Below are 17625 nucleotides of genomic sequence, written 5' to 3' on the forward strand. Positions count from 1 at the left end.
AAGCAAGAGATATGCCAAACTTAAAAGTTCGCTAAAATAGTGCGTTGTCAGACATGTTGTATTTTTGACAACGCCATCTGCCGTTGTGATTTTCACAACATGGTTGTATATATCGCAACATGAGCCAGCTTAATGTTCTTGTCTCCATTGCTTCAGATTTAACTGCGGCGCTGTCCTCCGAGGAACGTTATCATCGTCTACTTAGAGCACTGCGCAGGGTGATTCCATATGATGCCGCTGCTCTTTTGAAATTTGAAGGCGGTGCTCTGTTTCCATGGCCTCTGAAGGACTATCGGCCGACACAATGGGAAGGCGTTTTGCGCTAAAAGAGCATCCTCGACTTGAGATCATCTGCCGCTCTAAGCAGCCTGTTATTTTTACGAGCGACAGTCCGCTTCCGGATCCTTACGATGGTTTGCTTGCTGATGATCATGGGGAGTTCACACGCATCCATGCGTGTCTTGGCTGTCCGCTTCGCGTTGGCGATGAGTTGATTGGCGCTCTGACAGCCGATGCTGCACAGCCACACGCTTTTGATGACATCGACTCCAGTTTTCTTGCCACAGTGGGAGCTCTGGCTGCTGCGGAACTAAGAACTACACATCTTATCGAAGCGCTTGAACACAACGCCAAGCGACAAGGGCTCATTGCTCGTGACCTGATGCGTGATATGGACCTGCGGCAAGGCAACGACATGATTGGAACCGCGGCAGTGATGCAACGCTTGCGTAAGGACATCGATCTTGTGGCACGCTCTGATTTTACTGTTCTCATTACTGGCGAAACAGGAGTTGGTAAAGAACTTGTTGCCCGCGCGGTGCACAATGCCTCGTTGCGTCACGCTGAAGCCATGCTCTATGTCAACTGCGCGGCATTGCCGGAGACTTTGGCCGACAGCGAATTGTTCGGTCATGTTAAAGGAGCTTTCACCGGGGCATCGGCCGACCGAGCGGGAAAGTTCGAGGTAGCCCAGGCTGGGACACTTTTCCTTGATGAAATTGGAGAACTCCCTCTTTCTGTGCAGCCCAAATTATTGCGCGCTATTCAGGAAGGAGAGATCCAGCGCATCGGTTCAGACAAACTCATCAAAGCCGATGTGCGTCTCATCACTGCAACCAATCGCGACTTGGAACGCGAGGTAGCAAGCAATAAATTCCGGGCCGACTTGTTCCATCGTCTGAATGTTTATCCTCTTCGGGTTCCTCCGCTTCGCGAGCGCAGCAGCGACATACCACTCTTAGCGGGATACTTTTGCGACGTGATGAGGCGGCGTTTGGGCTTCGGACCTGTCCGACTCGATCCGGAAGCCGTAGTAGCCCTCAAACACTATCCCTGGCCCGGTAATGTTCGCGAGCTGCAAAATCTCCTTTCGCGAGCCACACTCAAAGCAGCAGCTAACATCCGACGCGGGGAGCCGGTGATCATCCGCTGCTCGCATCTCGGACCTGACTTCAACACTTCATTTCAATCGACCGAGGAGATCATCGCCGCCAAGGCCGAACTAACTCCGATAAGCTTGAACCTCAAGGAAGCAACACGTGAATTTCAGCGAACAGTGATCGAACGTACTCTTGCTCAAAGCGAAGACAACTGGTCGGCCGCGGCACGTGCGCTTGGCATGCATCGAAGCAACCTGCACCACCTAGCCGTGCGCCTGGCAATTAAGTCACAGTCTTAAGGAATAGGGGTGCCGGGGCTGGGACTGCGTCAATTTACCGCATCCAAAACGACTTAGCTTGTGATACACGACCGATCAGTATGACAAAGAGAACTATTTATATCGCACTGATGTTTTTCGTCCTTGGCCCCATGGCCATCACGGCATGCTCGGATGAAGACGACTCGGAAGCTGGAGACTTTATCATCAGCGCAAGTATCGATCCTGATCCTCCTATCGTCGGTCGACACACGATGACTCTTTCCGTCACGGATCTTTCGAGTACGCCAGTGCTCGAAGCAAGTATTGAAGTCGATCCTCAGATGCCTGCACACGGTCATGGTTCCAATGAAACACCACTCGTTACCGAAATAGGTGAAGGGACATACGAGGCTTACCCTGTAACATTCACCATGCCGGGAACATGGGAGGTTACAGTGCATGCTACAGCTGGCGAAAAGCACGGTATGCAGCATTTTAACTACGAAGCCCAGTGAGTTTGTATCGATGGCTAGGCCTCACCGGGATGCTCTTGATGGTAGTAGTTTTTTCGGTGAGCAAAGCAAGCGCCGCAGCGTGTTGCATGTCAGCCACGACCCAGGGCGTAGGCCGTCTTCTCATCTGGGAAGAATTCGCAGTCGGCATCAATACCTCTGTTGCCGTGAGTTTAGGATATTGGGACGCGGAGGGTCAGTGGCGACGCTATGGCAATAGTTACAGCGAGCAGGAGTGGCGTACCGAACTTTGGGGACTATTTGCTTTGCATCGCCGCCTATCGAGCTATTTGCAAATTCCTTTTGTGGTGGGTCACCGCGAAAGTCCGCAGTTAGAAGGATTGGGCGTTGGAGCGGGTGATATTCAAGCCGGCGTTCGCTACGAACTGCTTGAGGTGGGGGAGTACGACGAATTACCCGCGGTGGCCCTCATTGCAGGGGTTTCGGCTCCCGTCGGCACGCCCGTTCAATCGGCCGATGAGTCCCTGGGAGCGGATACCACGGGCCGCGGAGCCTGGGTACTCACGTTGGGCACCAGTCTTGAGAAAACAGTTCTTCCGTGGTTTGCCAGGTTAAACATAGGAGCCTCGCTCCCTCTGCCTTTCAAACGCGATGATCTCGAAGTCTACCAATGGTTTGGTCCTGGAGTACAGTGTGGCGCTATGGGTGGAGTTGAAGTGACACAGGGTGTAGTCGTTAGTCTATTTGCACGCATGTCATGGGAAGCCGACTATCAACTCGACGGACAAACGATTGCCAATTCAGCACGCACTGATGTCAGTGCGGGAACAACGCTGTCCTGGCGCTTAAGTCCACACTGGACACTTCAATCATCGGTGAGTACAGGTTTTTTTGTAGACGGTCTGGGCGATAATCAACCTGGCCGAGTGGTTACTAATCTTGGCATGCGTTATGGGTATTTCTAAACTCACAGGGTTATTATTGTATCTCACGATGAGCGGCTGTGCTTCTGCTGCAGGGATCAGCCATGTTGCACTGTCGCCACCGCCGCCTGAGGTGGTTGCGTTAAGAAATCTTGATGGAGGAGCAGCTAAGCTGGGCGATATTATAAAAAATCATGAAGCCACCGTGTTAATATGGTGGGCCACTCAATGTCCTTGCGTGGCGCGTTATGAGGAGCGCATGACTGCCTTACGCAGATCCTATCCAGAGAATCGCATTGCCATTTTGGCCGTTGCAAGCAACGCTGACGACGATTCTCTTTCCATAAAGAAAACGCTCAAGGAACGCGGTTTTCATCTGCCTCTTATCATCGATTCACACGCAAAGCTTGCAACTTTACTCGGCGTTCGCAGCACACCGACTGTGGTTATACTTGAGCGTTCCGGAAAAGTTCGATTTATAGGCTGGATGGATAATGAACGAAGCCCCGGTGAAACGGACCGCATACCCTACGTCCAGCTCACGCTTGATGCCATGCTTGGAGAGGCCAAGGAAAGCACGCAGAACCGCACTCCTGTCTACGGCTGCATCATCACCCGTTCATTACTCGAAAAAAACACTTGTCATTCTGTGAAAAAGAAATGCACTTATGGACATGAACCAAACCAATAGAAACTTCCTCTATTCGGTGTTGCTCAATCTCGTTGCGATAGCAGCTGTCGGACAGGCAAAAGCTAGCGTGCACAATCGCACAGAATACGTCTTTCAAGTTAGAAAGACGGCAATAGTACGGGCGAAGAAAACTTCTGCTTTTGAAATTCAGATCACACCACGAAAACCCTATCATCTCACCGAAGATTATCCCGTACGGATAGAAATCCGCTGCATGCTTAGACTGCAGCCCTACCCTACAGAACATCCATCCTGGCAAAACTTTACGCACTAGCGAAAACAGGCTTTGGGCATCGTTTGCGGTCACACCTCAAGAACGCGGGCCTAGCAGACTACGGATTGAAGTTCACCTCAGTGTTTGCACCAAACAGGCCTGTATACAAAAAAATCACCAACATACGATGACCGTAAACGCGCAGTAGTGCAAAGATGTTGCTTGGAATTTGGACCATCTACAGCCCCAATCCGAATTAACTGAACTAATAAAACTCGTCCTGCTAAGAACCCCATTGTTCATTTAGCATTGCCGTCGTATTTTAAACCTCTTATTAACCGCGTTTTTATAAAAAAGAATCGACTAATGCAGCTTCCATCATTTTATGCGCTTACTCTTTGGATCCACATCTTGGCGGCTTGTTTGTGGGTGGGAGGACTATGGTTCTTTGTCCTGGCCTTGCTACCGGCCCTTCGTCGGGAAGTCTCGATCACCGAACGCATGCATTTGATCAAAGTGGTAGGTCATCGCTTTCGTGTTGTGGGTTGGATTAGTTTGTTTACGCTTTTGTTGAGTGGCTCCGTAATTCTGTGGTTTCGAGGTATCGAATGGGCTCATTTGTTCTCCTCCTCGTTTTGGCACGGCACCTTTGGCAAGGTGCTAGCGTTGAAGCTGTTCATGTATGTTTTAGTCGTTGCCTTCAGCGGTCTGCACGATTTCGTTCTTGGTCCACAGGCCACTACAGCACTTCGATCGCAACCGGATTCTACCAACGCACAGCGGCTTAGACGTTGGACAGGCCTTGTGGGACGTGCAAATGGGCTGCTGTCCCTCCTCATAATTTTTTTGGCCATCATGTTGGTGCGTGGCTGGTCGTGGTAAACCATGAGTACAATCTTGCCACACGATAGAAACAGTGAAAAAACCATCGCTCAGTCACCAGCTTGGCTCGCTATGGGATTTCGACCCTTTTTTCTGTGCGCTGCCCTTTTCGCATGTGTGACCATCTTGATGTGGCTGCACGCGCTAAGCTCAGGAACTGCTCCGAGTGCAGGCTACATGCCTTTTACACTATGGCATGCACACGAAATGATCTTCGGTTTTACGATGGCCGTTATCGCAGGTTTTTTGCTCACCGCCGCTCGCAACTGGACGCAGTTAAACACCATGCACGGTTATTCTCTTCTTATGCTCGTTTTACTTTGGCTGTTTGGACGAATCGCTATGGCGGGACTGTTTCCTCTGCCCGGAAAATTGATTGCTTTGAGCGTTGTGGGCTTTCAACTGTGGCTAGCCCTTGCGGTGGGACATGTCATCGTGCGAGCTGGAAGTAGACGCAACTTCGGTATTGTTGTCGTGCTGGTACTATTTACAGTCGCCTCGGCATGCGCCCATCTTGATGCACTGGGTTTTATCAACAATGCCGCCACACCAGCCATTCACGGAGCATTGCATCTTATTATTGTACTCAACGTAGTGATCGGCGGTCGAATCGTGCCACTTTTCACTCGTAATCGCACGGGACAACAAAGTATACACAATGTGATTAACGTAGACCATGCCGCGATCATCGCTGCAGTGTTAGTCGCAGCAATAGCGACGCTAGCCACTGTGTTTCAAAACAAAACGCTTGTTTGGACGCTTAGTTCCGTGGCTTGTGTCTCGGGTGTCTTGCAATTGTTACGTATGCGCACTTGGGGAAGCAGAGCAGCGATGCGTATTCCGATGCTTGCCGTGCTTCATGCAGGCTATGCTTGGATCGGCGTGGGACATCTGACGATGGCAGCAGCCTTCTTCATACCAACGCTCAGTCACACCCTCGCACTGCATGCCCTCAGTATTGGTGTTATCGGCACCATGACGCTCGGCATGATGGCACGGGTAACCCAGGGGCACACGGGACGGGCGATTCAAGCCTCACGGCTTTTGGTCGCAGGATTTGTTGCGATAAACGCGGCTGCAGCTGCTCGATTAGCGGCAGCCCTACTTCCGGCTAACCACTTAGCCACAACTTGGATGGTATCGGGCACACTATTTTGTGTTGCTTATGCTGCGTATTTCTTTTCGGCACTCAAGCCACTTACGAGCCGACGCATCGACAATCGAGCCGGATAAGAGCACTAGTTGCTGGCTACTTTTTCGCTATTTCGGTGCTGTTTTACAAAGTCGACTAACTGCATCACATAGTCACGAAACGAGGGACAGTGCATTCCGCTAGCTTCGAGCAAGCTATCGGCGCGACGCGAATCGTATTTAACCTCGGTCAAAGCTTGCTGCAAAAACGAACGCGGCACCGGTGCAAGTCTTTGCATGCCGGGAAACTTCAACAGGGCTCCCAGTAAATCACCGGCAAAACTCTCTGTTGCGATTCGGTGGCCTGTCGCCTCCGAGAGCAAAGCAAACACTTCCGTTGCAGGAAGCGCATTTGGGTCACAAAGATGAAATGCTTTACCAATAGCCATATCCTGTTTGGCAATGAAGCATCCAGCCTTCGCCGCATAATCAACGGGGACCAAATCCAAGGTTGTATCGCCCAACGCTGGGAGCGGTATTCGAAACTCCGCAGGTGCATTGAGCAGCAAACGCACTAAAAGAAGGAAGCCCTGGTTAAGGTCCATTTCCCCTGTCGTTGAATCACAGGTCAGGATGGTCGGTCGCAACACCACGATAGGAAGCTCGTGCATCGCGTTGTGCATCAAGCGCTCAGCGCGAAAATGCATTTCCTCGATCGGGTTCCGAAAACCCGCATCGTCTTCAAGTTCATCTTCGCGAATCACACCGAGTCTTTGACCTGAAACGAGAGCTGTTGACCAATAGACACAACGCATTAATTGCGGAGCAGCTTCGGCAAATTCCAGCATCTCACGGGCAGCCGTTAAGGTACCCAACTTTGCATCCCGTCGGGAGGCACCCAGGTATGAGCAATTCGCGCAATGGTGCAACACTCGTGTTCGCCTCGCGAGACTCAGGTAAGCTGCGCCGGAAAGAGAAAAATCCATAGCGACAGGATCTCCAAGGATAATTTCCACACGATCAGCTCCGGTACCTATCTTGGAAAGATCGGATTTTGCCTGCTCTAAAAATCTTTCCTCGACCAAACACGCTACCCTCTGTTGCTCATCAAGAAGCAACTGCCGCAATACTTTACGTGCGAGCAAGTGCTCCGGATAGCCTGTCACAAAAGTGACGGAATCATCGTTATCATTTTTCATAGGGCAGAGTCCTTGGCGAAACGAGAAACAAGATTGTCATGCACTTTGAGGGTCTGCTCTTTCGTCGACTGTAAATCACCATCGTTGTCGATGATGAAGTCCGCAAAAGAAAGTTTTTTCTCATTTGGCATTTGAGCATCGAGACGTAAGATTATTTCGTTTTCAGAAAGATTATCACGAGATTTAATGCGCTCAATTTGCCTCAACCGGCTTGCGCTTACGATAACCAACGCATCAAATTGATTTTGAAGGTTGTTTTCGATTAAAAGTGCAGCATTGTAAATCACATAAGCAGGATTACTCTTCCTTAACATCGCAATTTTTTCCTGACTACGTTTGGCGATTCGAGGATGGGTAATCGAATTGAGAAGGTTGCGATGCTTCGGCGATGAAAAAACGAAATCCCCGAGTTTTTTTCGATCAAGGCTACCGTCTTTCAACAGAAAAGCATCACCAAAAACTTCAACAATTTCTCCAAGCGTTTGGCTTCCTGGCATTACAATTTCTCTGGCAATTTGATCGGCATCGACACTCGGCACGCCCAGCTCATTGAAAAAACCAGCCACCACGGATTTTCCCGTTGCAATTCCTCCTGTAAGTCCAACAACTCGTTCTGCTGCCATTGCCTCTCGCTTCGAGCTAAGTTACGCATGCATGATCCCAAAGGGCTCAATACCATGACACCGCGTTTTACCATACGTGCAGGGCTTCCTGAAGACTACAACGAATTGCTAAAACTCAGTCAGTTCTTGGATTCTGCAAACCTTCCGAACGATCCGAAACCCATCAAAAAGCTTTTGGATCTATCATTGGACTCTTTTTCTGGAAAGATTAAGGATCCAACGGCTCGCAAATATGTGTTCGCTATCCACGATGAAGAAGAACAAAGCATTGTGGGCACTTCCATGATTATTGCTCAACTTGGCCGCAGAGAAGCGCCCTATGTGTACTTCGATATTCATCGCGAAGAGCGCTACAGCGATACCTTAGACAAACACTTTGTGCACCAAGTATTGACTGTCCGTTATTCGTACAATGGTCCAACAGAAATTGGTGGACTCGTCGTACACCCGGATTACCGAAAGAGTGAGCACAAGGTTGGGATGTTGATTTCCTATGTTCGCTTTCTTTGGATAGCCATGAATCGTGCACTTGTTCAGGATCAGATCTTAGCAGAGCTCATGCCGCCTCTTAAGGAAGACGGCTCGAGTTACCTTTGGGAAGCTGTAGGCCGGCGCTTTACGAACATGACTTACCGTGAGGCCGATAGACTTTCAAAAGGAAACAAAGAATTTATTCGAAGCTTATTTCCTCGGCAAAGCATCTACACCACACTTCTTTCTCAAGAGGCCCAGGACGTCATTGGACAGGTAAGCCCCAACACACGAGGTGTCGAAACATTGTTGCGCAGTATTGGGTTTGAATATGCTAACCGAGTCGATCCTTTTGACGGCGGCCCGGACTTCATCGCCTCAACCAAAGACATTTTGCTCGTTAAAAGAAGCCTTGAGTGGCAAGCATGCTTAGGCAAAAAGAAACATGATACGCATGTACTTCTTGCCCATCAAAGCAGTCAAGCACCGTTTTTTGTTTGTATTCCAGCGTGGTGCAGTTTTGATGAACGACACAACAAATGCTTCGTTGATGATTCGATTCTTGAACGCCTAGCGCTCACCGAAGGAGACCGTCTTTGGGCCTTGCCGCTAAGCCTGTCTTAGCGCCTGGAGCATATTTCATTTCGTTTTTCCCCAGCCTTTTGGCAGTGGTTTGATTCGAAAATCGCTTTGTTCAAACTTCTTACGATAAGGTTTATGGCAACCTTTGCAACTTTGTCTTGCTTCGGAAAATTTCCCTGCGCGAGCAGCCTCTGCTCCCTTTTTAGCAATCGCAGACCAGCCATTGGCTCCCTCGTCCCATTCTTTTGGAAAAGCATACAAATCAGGAAGCTTGGCAATCTCATCGAGAAGCACCGCAAGTCGTTTTAGATCTTCAGCTTCCACAGCGGATTTAACATTTTTATCCATCCAAGCTTCTAACGGACAATCCTTGTTTTTTCCGCAGTCACGTTTTTTATTTGAAAGCGTGGTTTTATCCTGAGCCCTTGCATGCTCTATTCCCATTGGATTGCTAGGACTCATGGGCATTACTAGCCCTAAAGTGATGCCCGCCAAGCCAAGGTATGCCCATCGATGCCATTTCCTCATAAAGTCTCCTGTCGTCAGCATAAAAATACAGTTACACTAACAAATTACGTCATGCTTGTGACGAAAATTGACTGCTAATTATTCAAATTTTTGTATCTAAAGTCAAAAAACTCAGTCATTGCGAAGCAAGAGTATTGGCACGTTTTTTGGATACTAAATAGCCTGGGAAGCGGGTTTGGAAAACTATGGGTAATGGATTGAATGCTTAGTAAGTGTAAAAACAAAGACGGCTTTACGTTGATCGAGCTTATGATTGTCGTCGCCATTCTAGGCGTTCTTGCGGGCTTAGCAATCCCCGCATTTATCGGCTATGTGCGGCAGTCCAAAACATCCGAAGCCACCAGTAACCTCGATATGCTCTACAAGGGAGCGACTTCGTATTACAGCCAGGAGCGTACGGAAAGCGGTATTACGGCAACAACCAATGGCGGGTGCACGGTGGCGAGCGCTGCTTTGCTACCCTCCAATCCTGGCACCGACAAGCAGTTCGTTGATTTTCAAGCAGCCGGTGAAGAGTGGGCTGCGGTGAATTTTTCGGTAAGTGATGCGATCTACTTCGGCTACCGCATTATTTCTGCCGGAGGAGGCTGCGCAAACACAGCCGATAATACAAACATCTACACCTTCCAAGCCCAGGGCGATCTCGACGGCGACGATGTCAACAGTATTTTTGAGCTTGCCGTTGGCAGCGACGCCCGCAACGAGGCTCTATCATGCGCAAGGTTTTTACACTCAAAACCAAGAGGAATAACCTTTGCGCACTTACGACTTGACAGCCACCCAAAGACCATGATGGTCTTCGCCCTCGCTGGCCTAAATGGCCCGTGCCCAGGTAGCTCAGTCGGTAGAGCAGAGGATTGAAAATCCTCGTGTCGGCAGTTCGATTCTGTCCCTGGGCACAAAGATTTTCATCGACTTAGCCGCATCGCTGCGTTGCCCCTTTCTAGCTTTCCAATCATCGTATCGCGGATACAAAATATGCCTCGGTCACGGACCCAGCCACTGACACCGTCATAGCTCCCTCTTCGACTTCGAAAGCGCGCTACTCGCCCGCGTCGATCCAAAGCGCCGCAAGTTCAAGTTCGATGGCATCAAAGGGCTCAGCGCGCACCACCGCGTTGCCCTCATGGCTGCCGATGACAACCCACTGCTGATCACGCAAACCGTAGACCTCGAGAGTGCGCTGCAAAGGATCGAGAAGCCACGCAAAAGCGACGCCCTGCCGCGCATAGATGGGCATCTTTCGTATGCGATCAATGCGAGCCGTCGAAGGTGAAACCACTTCGCAGATCCAGTCCGGCGCAAGCTCAAACCAGGCTTGGTTTGGCACCTGTGGCATGCGCTCTTTGCGCCAGCCCGCCAAATCCGGCACGAGCACATCGTCTGCAAAATGAAGCTCGGGTTCATCGATGATCCACCAGCCACCGGGCCCGCCGCGCCCGCGCTGAAAAGGAGCGCCGATGTCCATGCCCAACACGGAAGTTGCGGTGGCATGCGGCGCAGTAGGCCGCGGACTTGTGATGAGCTCACCTTCCAGGATTTCGCCAATCAGATGCTCCGGTAACGCCACAAGCTCCGCGTAAGTGGCTTTTTTAGGTGGAACAGACGACATTGATTTTAGCATAGTGCAGCTCCTTGCGCTTGGCCAGCAGGCGGTTGTCCTTGAACTGCCCGACCGCCCTTATCGACCGACCGCCCCAAGAGTTGCTAAAGCCCCACGACTTTCCAAAGATGCACTAAACAAAAATGTCGTTGGCACCTTGAGGGAGGTTAGAAAAATAGCGATGAGCATTTTTGCGTCGCTGTATCGCGCAAGGTGTTTGTACGCATGAAAGAGAACTTCACGAGCCTGCTCTGAACTTGCTTAGAACTACGCAAAGCAATCTATCACGTGACCAACGTACAACCTTCGGTCTTTTTAGCGCGGCTAAACTCAAGCAAAGCACTGTATTTTTTTATCCAAACACACTTGGCTTTTATCTTTCGAGATGGTTACAAACAATCAAGTATTTGATTTGTGATTCGGGCCAAAGCAAGCATGAAAGCAACCCCATGGGACATACACTTTTGCCGGCGTCACGAAGTGGATGATTCAAAGCAGTCGCTGTTGCGCCTCCGCCCATGTTCGGCGGCGGGGGAAAATGGGAGGCAATGCATGACGAAATGCAAGGTTTCTATGAAATCCGGGCAGACGGCCCTGGACGTAGGCACTACCGCCTTTTTTGCATTCTGGAACGCGGCCAAGCCAACAACGGTCTTGACCGTCCAGGCATTATCGTCATCGATGGCCGTAGCAAAGCTTTTCGCACAACGATTAAACCAAAAGAGTATTCAGAAATCAGGAAGCTTGGCGAGGAGTTTCGCTTACATCGAAAATATCGCGTTCGATTTGGTGAAGGTTAAGGAATCGTCGTGCTCTGCGGCAGCTTCCATGCCGCATCGATTTCTTTGAAGAACGCGTGGATCCTATTCATGTGTTGCCCGCAACGCTTCGGTAAAGTCTTGAACTTGCAGTTTGGTGATAATGCCCCAACGTTTCGAGATAGCTGAGCTCGCTTCTTTCACACGCTGGAGTGTTTTCTGTGAACGGATTTCAGAATCAAGGATGTCAGGCACAAGTTGTTCATCTATGCACAACCTGTTTTTTGCGACATCAAGGTATGAGCCCAAGACCAATTGAGCTCTTTGGTAACGTTGCGTCACAGGGCGAGATGGCAGACGGGCCAGCTCACATTCGATGCCGGCGAGGATGTTTTCTACCAACCAAGGGAAACGCCTTTGTAGTCCAAGCTCTGCAAGCTCGGCCTCCGGCTTTTGAAGGTGAAGTTTATCGAGATTATGAATCAACACAGGAGCAAGAGCTGTGATGTACCTGGGATTGCCGCTGAGCAGTGCATCTCGAATGAGCTCACTAAGATCAGCATATTCTGCCGGTAGGACCGCTTGGCTTTCCTGCAAATGAGTTGCGCCGAAACGGGCTAGCGCATTTTGTAGCTTCAATGAAGGATCCGCCTGCGGCTCGATCCCAAAATCACGGAGGGAAAGATTGAAGAGCCTAAGAATCGTCAAAAACTGCTCAGCTGAAAACGAACCATCCCCCCGTTCTATCTGGCTCAAGCGCGACTGCGACAAATCAAGCCGCGAAGCAAGTTCAGCTTGCGTCCAACCCCGCGCACTGCGCAAGCGACGAACGCTGACTGCAATATGGTCGGTGATGTGTTCCATATCCTAAGCATAGCCCGTTTTATTGGTTTTTCAATACATTTATATATTTTTCAATATTACATACAAATTATACAATAAATACAATATATTTAGACCAATCCACACGCCTCTTCCCTTGAACCTGGGTTCGACTCCCAGCGCATCCACCATTGCTTGTGATTCCGCGACGGTCACAGTAACAGTTTCCGTACCTGTTTCTGTTTCAGGAACAGTGCCCGAAACCGTAACCGTAACAGTTCCTTGTTTAACTTCGAAAGGGCACTACCCTGACCACCTTATCGGTCAACCCTATTTGACATTAAAATATTGAAATCACGATTTCGCCCTGTCGAAGTTACTAATAAACAACGACCTAGCACGCTCACAAGTTGGGCCGTTCCCTCACGACGGCCTGTTTTTGAACGCGGTCGAGCAATTTCTCACATGTTAAATCCCCCAACAGGGCAAGCTCGATAATTTCTATGTTTTCGTTATCGATTTTCTTTACTCGGGAGAGGTTGATAAACGCAGCAATGCTCCTTCGAACAAGCTCGGAAAACTCGCGCAATTGGGCGCGGACGTCAGCTCCGTGATCCACGTCCTCATGAACTTTTTCATTCCTCAATTTATACAATTGGCGAAATTGCCCTTCGACTGATTTAGCTTTTTCACCACGGTCCAAAAGACGGCTCGCGCGACGCTTCACCTTGGCACTGCCCTGCTCATTCTTTTCCAAAAAGAGCGTGTCTAGCGCTGTACAAAGATCAGAAAGCCAATCCCCAGCATCTTTTCGAGAACAGGCAGTCTGAAGGCGTTTCACAGCTCTTTGAAGCTGCGTGCTTTCATGCTTTTGGTAGGACGAAAACAAATCACTGGCTGGACGTAGATACTCATTAGTGGTCAAAAAACTTTTCGACCTATCTGACGATCCAAAGATTTGCATCCTTCCACTCGAGATATCGATTCCGCCCATTGCACAGGCCGTCCAACTTAGCCCTACCACCTCAGTTACGGGCCCGACAAAAACCGTATTGGCGCCGAACAACACACGAAGCATTGGAATAGTCTGATCCGTATCCCGGTGTACACCTGCAACTGCCATGTTGGTGGACTTAAGGTAAAGATCTTTCTGAAACCATAGCAACGACTGCCAGGCGGTACTTTGATAATTATCAAATGGAGATTCCTGCGTAAATGCATTTGCAATCTGCACTCTTTGGCTTTCGGTCGGCCGAATTAGCCTCCATGGCCCAAGTCTGCCTCGTAGTTTCTCTTGGTGCATCTCTACACCCCGAACCGGAATGTACAAACGATGCGTTTCTTGCCCGTCTATAAAGAAACTTCGGAACGCCTCGGTTAACTTACCAATTTCGATCTCACTTCCATCAGCGTGCAGACGAATACAAGCATAAGCCAGCGCTCTCTTTACATGATCCTCATCGGCCGACTTTATTTCATTTCTTACCGAAGAGTTGCGCCTCATCTGAACCACAAAATCATCGAGATCTTTTTTCCAGCACGGGTCAGCCTCCAACAAGGAATCATACGCCCAACGCCAACGGGCAGGCCGTTTTTGTTGGTGGTAGCGTAACCCTTGTTTTTCGGATTCGAAAACTGTGTACGGGCTAAGCGGCACTTGGTCGTTTTTGAGATCACTAGCAAAACAAACACGAATCCTCCGAATAACCTTTCTAAGAATTCGCTTTAGCTCCTCTTCGCTATTTTCTGATATTAGATTCGACCGTTTCTTCATCGTCCCACACCCCGCTGGCAATAGTAACGATTGAAAACGCCTTTTCAGCAATTTTCAGCTAAATTTTTATTTGCTCTTGTCCTGTCAACATGATTTCCGCAGCCGTCCGCTTGTCATATCTTCCATCGGCGGACCATTCTTCTTGCCAATAGTTAGTTAGGTTGACGAGTAACGCTTCTGCGTCTTCATCCAGAGGTAGTTCCTGTGCGCCATGACGATCCTTCCAAAGGCCTATCGTTCGTGATGGTGCTTTGCCATCTGGTCGGCTACGCAGAGCCATTCCCAATGACGTAAGCGTCAGCACAGACGAGCCGGGATCTTCCGCTAGTACGGTTGCGTAGCGTGCGGACCAACGATGTTTTAGCTGAGGACCGTCCTGAAGGAGCGCGATTACTAGGCTCGGACCCACACCTCGAATGACGCGAGCTACCGGATCAGTGCGAGCCAAGTCTTCACAAATCAAAGGACAGATAGTCAGCCATTCATTGGCAACCACAAACTGAAGAGTGCGATGCTTTATTTCGATGTCTTCCCACCAGTATTTCCTAGGGTCTAGTGCAAAACCTAAATCATATTGTTTGATTTGTGCTTCATCCATGCGCCAGCGGTGATGTTTACATTGTTCAAAAGTTTTCCCGTCGCGGCCAGTCTCTGCCAAACGCACACAATTTACTTTCTTGTTCCGCATTCCGGCAATCACAACGGGAACATCGGCTTGCTTTGCAGTTTCCTTTAGAGCATTAAATCCATCCTCGGTCACCGCGAGTTCTGGCAACACGACTGCGTGCACTTCGGCATGCATTTGTGCCTTTTTAATGATTGCGCTGAGTTGTTTCTTGTCAAAACTTTCTGTTGGCTCAAATTTGAAGGTTCCGAAACGTTGGGCATCGAGATTGCCGAGATTACACTTTGTAATCCTGAAGTCATTGGGACTCACCTTTAAAGGCCATGGTACAAGCAGTAAATTTAGCTGTTCTTTGACCGGCAATTCGCGGTCAAACCAGGTAAAGTCTTCTATGATGTTCCATGAGGGCGTGAGCTCGCTGCGATCAACATGTAGGTGTTGCGATAACGAACGAATCGTAATCCCACTTTGCGGTGTTCGTATCTTTGGCAGAACGCGTAATAACTCTGCAGGGAATCTGCTCAGTGACTGCTGCTCCCCTAGCATTATTCTATCATCGCGCCTAACTCGCCGGTCTTCGTCCTCAAGCACGCCAAATCCTACGCAGCATGCATCCGCGGCTGCATGAATCGTAAACAGCGCTACAAATTTGTCCCAATGTTGTGCCAGCCTCTCTCCTCTAAGCTCAGATTCTGGAAGTGTAAATAGTTCTCGCACCGCTTGCCAATGCTTTAGAAGTTCTCGTTTAGCCTCTGGCCATTTCTTCCAAACTGGATTTTCGCGATTTTTCTTATCTTTGAAGCATTCGCGCCATGGATCCGACAACGTCTCTTTGACTTTTTTATTCCAACTTCCGCTCTTGTCCCACTTCTTACCCTTGGGCGGGGAGATTATGAGTCGATAGTAACCTGTGTCCTCGAGGAAGATTGATGTGATTGCAAAAACATCTGGAGGCCACTCTAGGTATTTTTCCCATTTATCCGTGTCAAATTCGAAATGGCGCAAGAACGCTGAACAGTTTTTGACTTGTTCTTCGGTTTCAGAACCTTCCACAAATAGAATGTAAAGGCACAATAAGCACCATGTAAAAAAAGCAGATCATTCGTATTCTGTTGTGAAAAGTCGCATGCAGGAACCCACAGCTCGCACATCCTCTTTGGTTATCGGTCATTGGTAGCGGAAGTTGCGTGGAGAAAATTATTTTTCTTGGGAGCAAGCGCGTGCTGGCGCAGCGCGAGCATTTCAATAAAAAAACCCAGAAAAACCCTCGTCTGGGCTTGGTTCTTAGGATGCTTTGGGTATACTGATCGCATGCACAGTTCCGCGACAAAAATGGTTGAAGATATTGATGAAATTGGCGAGGAGATTGGGCTTTTGGCAGCCCAGATTTCGCTTGCGACGCATCGGCTGCTCTTGCTGATTCGGGCTTTTGATGAGGGCGGTGGGCCGCGCAGACAAGGGGCTTTAAGTTGTGCGCATTGGCTGAGTTGGCGCATCGGCATGAGTTTGGGTGCGGCGCGTGAGCATGTGCGAGTGGCGCATGCGCTGGCAGAGCTCCCAAGGGTTGATGCGCAGATGCGTGAGGGCAAGCTGAGCTACTCCAAGGTAAGAGCGATTACGCGGGTGGCAACTCCTGCAAACGAAGCGCGGCTTGTGGCGCTTGCGCTTGATAGCAGCGCATCGCAGCTTGAGAAGATTTGCCGGCAGTATCGCAAATTACAAAACCTTGAAGAGGCCACAGAGCAAGGCAAGATGGAGCGTTACCTGCGACATTGGGAAACCGAAGAGGGCATGGTGCGTTTTGAGGTGCAGCTACCTAAAGACGAAACGCTGGTGCTGCTCAAGGCGCTGCAAGCAGCGCAAAGTGAGGCGAAAGAAACCGGAAGTGACGTTTCCGCGGGAAGGTCTGAAGAGCGCTCGCAAGAAATCTCCGCGGAGACGCCCTCTCCGGCCCCCTCTACTGATAAAAGCGATGCGCTGCTTATGATTGCCGAGAGTTTTCTGACGCACGGGGCTGCTGCACGGCCTGCGGCCGAGCAAACGCAGCTTTATGTGCACTTGAAACAGGATGTGCTGGCCGAGGACAATGGTTGGAATGCCCAACTTGAGGATGGTTCACGGCTTGCTCCAGAGACCTTTCGGCGTTTGTGTTGCGATAGCTCATTGGTAGCGGTCAAAGAAGATGAGCGCGGCCATGTGCTTGATATTGGGCGAAAGACCCGAACGATTCCCCCGGCCATCTCTCGGGCGCTAAGGTTGCGCGACCAAGGCTGCCGTTTTCCTGGATGCACGCACACCAAGTTTTTGCATGCGCATCACATCAAACATTGGGCGCATGGGGGCGAGACCAAGCTTGATAACTTGATATTGCTTTGCACGAAACATCATCGCGCTGTGCATGAAGACGGCTTTAGCCTGCGCAAACACCAAAGCGGCTGGAGTTTTTATGCGCCTGAAGGCAAGGCTCTTTTAGCGACACTCGTGTTCCCGCGGGAACGCCTCACGCTGGTAAAAGCACAAGCAGTGCCTGAACATGCTGAAAGCCTGGTTCCCGAAAATTATCAACATCGTCCCGATTATTGTGCTGCAGCGCAGAGTGTTTGAGACCAATTTTGATAAAGACCAGGAAGTAACGGAACCGAACGCCAACTTTAGACACTCATCATCAAGCCATTGACCATGTACTC

Annotated in this window: 15 protein-coding genes, 1 tRNA gene and 2 pseudogenes; 11 read left to right on the plus strand and 7 right to left on the minus strand. The window is 49.8% G+C overall.

Features of this window, described 5'->3' with window-relative positions:
* Positions 1-119: 119 nt before the first annotated feature.
* From norR to IPJ88_00985, 6 genes and pseudogenes are all read left to right on the plus strand, one after another.
* Positions 120-1678 (plus strand): annotated as a pseudogene (norR, locus tag IPJ88_00960) (nitric oxide reductase transcriptional regulator NorR).
* An 80-nt stretch (positions 1679-1758) separates the two neighbouring features.
* Complete coding sequence (locus IPJ88_00965; protein ID QQR90354.1) at positions 1759-2154, plus strand: FixH family protein; 396 nt, start codon at positions 1759-1761, stop codon at positions 2152-2154.
* Between the two features lie 86 nt (positions 2155-2240).
* Positions 2241-3077, plus strand: coding sequence for a hypothetical protein (locus tag IPJ88_00970; GenBank protein ID QQR90355.1), 837 nt, complete (start codon positions 2241-2243; stop codon positions 3075-3077).
* Between the two features lie 28 nt (positions 3078-3105).
* Entirely contained in the window at positions 3106-3726 is a 621-nt protein-coding gene (locus tag IPJ88_00975) for a redoxin domain-containing protein (protein ID QQR90356.1), read from the plus strand.
* Between the two features lie 580 nt (positions 3727-4306).
* Complete coding sequence (locus IPJ88_00980; protein QQR90357.1) at positions 4307-4822, plus strand: CopD family protein; 516 nt, start codon at positions 4307-4309, stop codon at positions 4820-4822.
* A 3-nt stretch (positions 4823-4825) separates the two neighbouring features.
* Positions 4826-6055: an NnrS family protein gene (locus IPJ88_00985; protein QQR90358.1), complete on the plus strand. Its 1230-nt coding sequence runs from the start codon at positions 4826-4828 to the stop codon at positions 6053-6055.
* Positions 6056-6060: 5 nt separating this feature from the next.
* Here the strand turns inward: IPJ88_00985 and IPJ88_00990 are convergent, their stop codons facing one another.
* Together IPJ88_00990 and IPJ88_00995 are read right to left on the minus strand one after the other, a co-directional pair.
* Positions 6061-7152, minus strand: a complete 1092-nt coding sequence (locus tag IPJ88_00990; protein ID QQR90359.1) for an SDR family oxidoreductase — start codon at positions 7150-7152, stop codon at positions 6061-6063.
* Positions 7149-7775, minus strand: a complete 627-nt coding sequence (locus IPJ88_00995; protein QQR90360.1) for a dephospho-CoA kinase — start codon at positions 7773-7775, stop codon at positions 7149-7151. The genes IPJ88_00990 and IPJ88_00995 overlap by 4 nt, the downstream gene beginning before the upstream one ends.
* A gap of 27 nt (positions 7776-7802) precedes the next feature.
* Here IPJ88_00995 and IPJ88_01000 point away from each other — a divergent pair, with 27 nt between their 5' ends.
* A complete protein-coding gene (locus IPJ88_01000; protein ID QQR90361.1) occupies positions 7803-8870 on the plus strand; it encodes an arginine N-succinyltransferase in 1068 nt (355 codons plus the stop codon).
* Between the two features lie 15 nt (positions 8871-8885).
* On the opposite strand, the gene IPJ88_01005 is transcribed toward IPJ88_01000, so the two are convergent.
* Positions 8886-9176 carry a hypothetical protein gene (locus IPJ88_01005; protein ID QQR90362.1) on the minus strand — a complete coding sequence of 97 codons (291 nt, stop codon included), beginning with the start codon at positions 9174-9176 and terminating at the stop codon, positions 8886-8888.
* A 381-nt stretch (positions 9177-9557) separates the two neighbouring features.
* Between IPJ88_01005 and IPJ88_01010 the strand changes: the two genes are divergently transcribed.
* Positions 9558-10217, plus strand: a complete 660-nt coding sequence (locus IPJ88_01010; GenBank protein QQR90363.1) for a prepilin-type N-terminal cleavage/methylation domain-containing protein — start codon at positions 9558-9560, stop codon at positions 10215-10217.
* A tRNA-Phe gene (locus tag IPJ88_01015) sits at positions 10183-10255 on the plus strand. The genes IPJ88_01010 and IPJ88_01015 overlap by 35 nt, the downstream gene beginning before the upstream one ends.
* A 143-nt stretch (positions 10256-10398) precedes the next feature.
* Here IPJ88_01015 and IPJ88_01020 read toward each other — a convergent pair.
* Entirely contained in the window at positions 10399-10968 is a 570-nt protein-coding gene (locus tag IPJ88_01020) for a Uma2 family endonuclease (GenBank protein ID QQR91931.1), read from the minus strand.
* 426 nt (positions 10969-11394) lie between these two features.
* On the opposite strand from IPJ88_01020, the pseudogene IPJ88_01025 reads away from it, so the two are divergent.
* Positions 11395-11594, plus strand: a pseudogene (locus IPJ88_01025) (hypothetical protein).
* Positions 11595-11822: 228 nt separating this feature from the next.
* Here the strand turns inward: IPJ88_01025 and IPJ88_01030 are convergent.
* The 3 genes from IPJ88_01030 to IPJ88_01040 form a co-directional block, all read right to left on the minus strand.
* On the minus strand, positions 11823-12581 hold the full coding sequence (locus tag IPJ88_01030) for a helix-turn-helix transcriptional regulator (GenBank protein QQR90364.1): 759 nt from the start codon (positions 12579-12581) through the stop codon (positions 11823-11825).
* 361 nt (positions 12582-12942) lie between these two features.
* Positions 12943-14313 carry a hypothetical protein gene (locus tag IPJ88_01035; GenBank protein QQR90365.1) on the minus strand — a complete coding sequence of 457 codons (1371 nt, stop codon included), beginning with the start codon at positions 14311-14313 and terminating at the stop codon, positions 12943-12945.
* A 58-nt stretch (positions 14314-14371) separates the two neighbouring features.
* Entirely contained in the window at positions 14372-15991 is a 1620-nt protein-coding gene (locus IPJ88_01040; GenBank protein QQR90366.1) for a hypothetical protein, read from the minus strand.
* A 258-nt stretch (positions 15992-16249) separates the two neighbouring features.
* Between IPJ88_01040 and IPJ88_01045 the strand changes: the two genes are divergently transcribed.
* Positions 16250-17542, plus strand: coding sequence for a DUF222 domain-containing protein (locus IPJ88_01045; GenBank protein ID QQR90367.1), 1293 nt, complete (start codon positions 16250-16252; stop codon positions 17540-17542).
* Positions 17543-17625: the final 83 nt, after the last annotated feature.

It is taken from the genome of Myxococcales bacterium (assembly GCA_016699535.1).
In the GTDB taxonomy this organism is placed as follows: Bacteria; Myxococcota_A; Polyangia; order Polyangiales.

Coding starts and splice junctions, on each gene's coding strand:
- IPJ88_00965 (QQR90354.1), top strand. CDS start 1,759: ATGACAAAGAGAACTATTTATATCGCACTGATGTTTTTCGTCCTTGGC.
- IPJ88_00970 (QQR90355.1), top strand. CDS start 2,241: ATGTCAGCCACGACCCAGGGCGTAGGCCGTCTTCTCATCTGGGAAGAA.
- IPJ88_00975 (QQR90356.1), top strand. CDS start 3,106: ATGAGCGGCTGTGCTTCTGCTGCAGGGATCAGCCATGTTGCACTGTCG.
- IPJ88_00980 (QQR90357.1), top strand. CDS start 4,307: ATGCAGCTTCCATCATTTTATGCGCTTACTCTTTGGATCCACATCTTG.
- IPJ88_00985 (QQR90358.1), top strand. CDS start 4,826: ATGAGTACAATCTTGCCACACGATAGAAACAGTGAAAAAACCATCGCT.
- IPJ88_00990 (QQR90359.1), bottom strand. CDS start 7,152: ATGAAAAATGATAACGATGATTCCGTCACTTTTGTGACAGGCTATCCG.
- IPJ88_00995 (QQR90360.1), bottom strand. CDS start 7,775: ATGGCAGCAGAACGAGTTGTTGGACTTACAGGAGGAATTGCAACGGGA.
- IPJ88_01000 (QQR90361.1), top strand. CDS start 7,803: ATGCATGATCCCAAAGGGCTCAATACCATGACACCGCGTTTTACCATA.
- IPJ88_01005 (QQR90362.1), bottom strand. CDS start 9,176: ATGGATAAAAATGTTAAATCCGCTGTGGAAGCTGAAGATCTAAAACGA.
- IPJ88_01010 (QQR90363.1), top strand. CDS start 9,558: ATGCTTAGTAAGTGTAAAAACAAAGACGGCTTTACGTTGATCGAGCTT.
- IPJ88_01020 (QQR91931.1), bottom strand. CDS start 10,968: ATGTCGTCTGTTCCACCTAAAAAAGCCACTTACGCGGAGCTTGTGGCG.
- IPJ88_01030 (QQR90364.1), bottom strand. CDS start 12,581: ATGGAACACATCACCGACCATATTGCAGTCAGCGTTCGTCGCTTGCGC.
- IPJ88_01035 (QQR90365.1), bottom strand. CDS start 14,313: ATGAAGAAACGGTCGAATCTAATATCAGAAAATAGCGAAGAGGAGCTA.
- IPJ88_01045 (QQR90367.1), top strand. CDS start 16,250: ATGCACAGTTCCGCGACAAAAATGGTTGAAGATATTGATGAAATTGGC.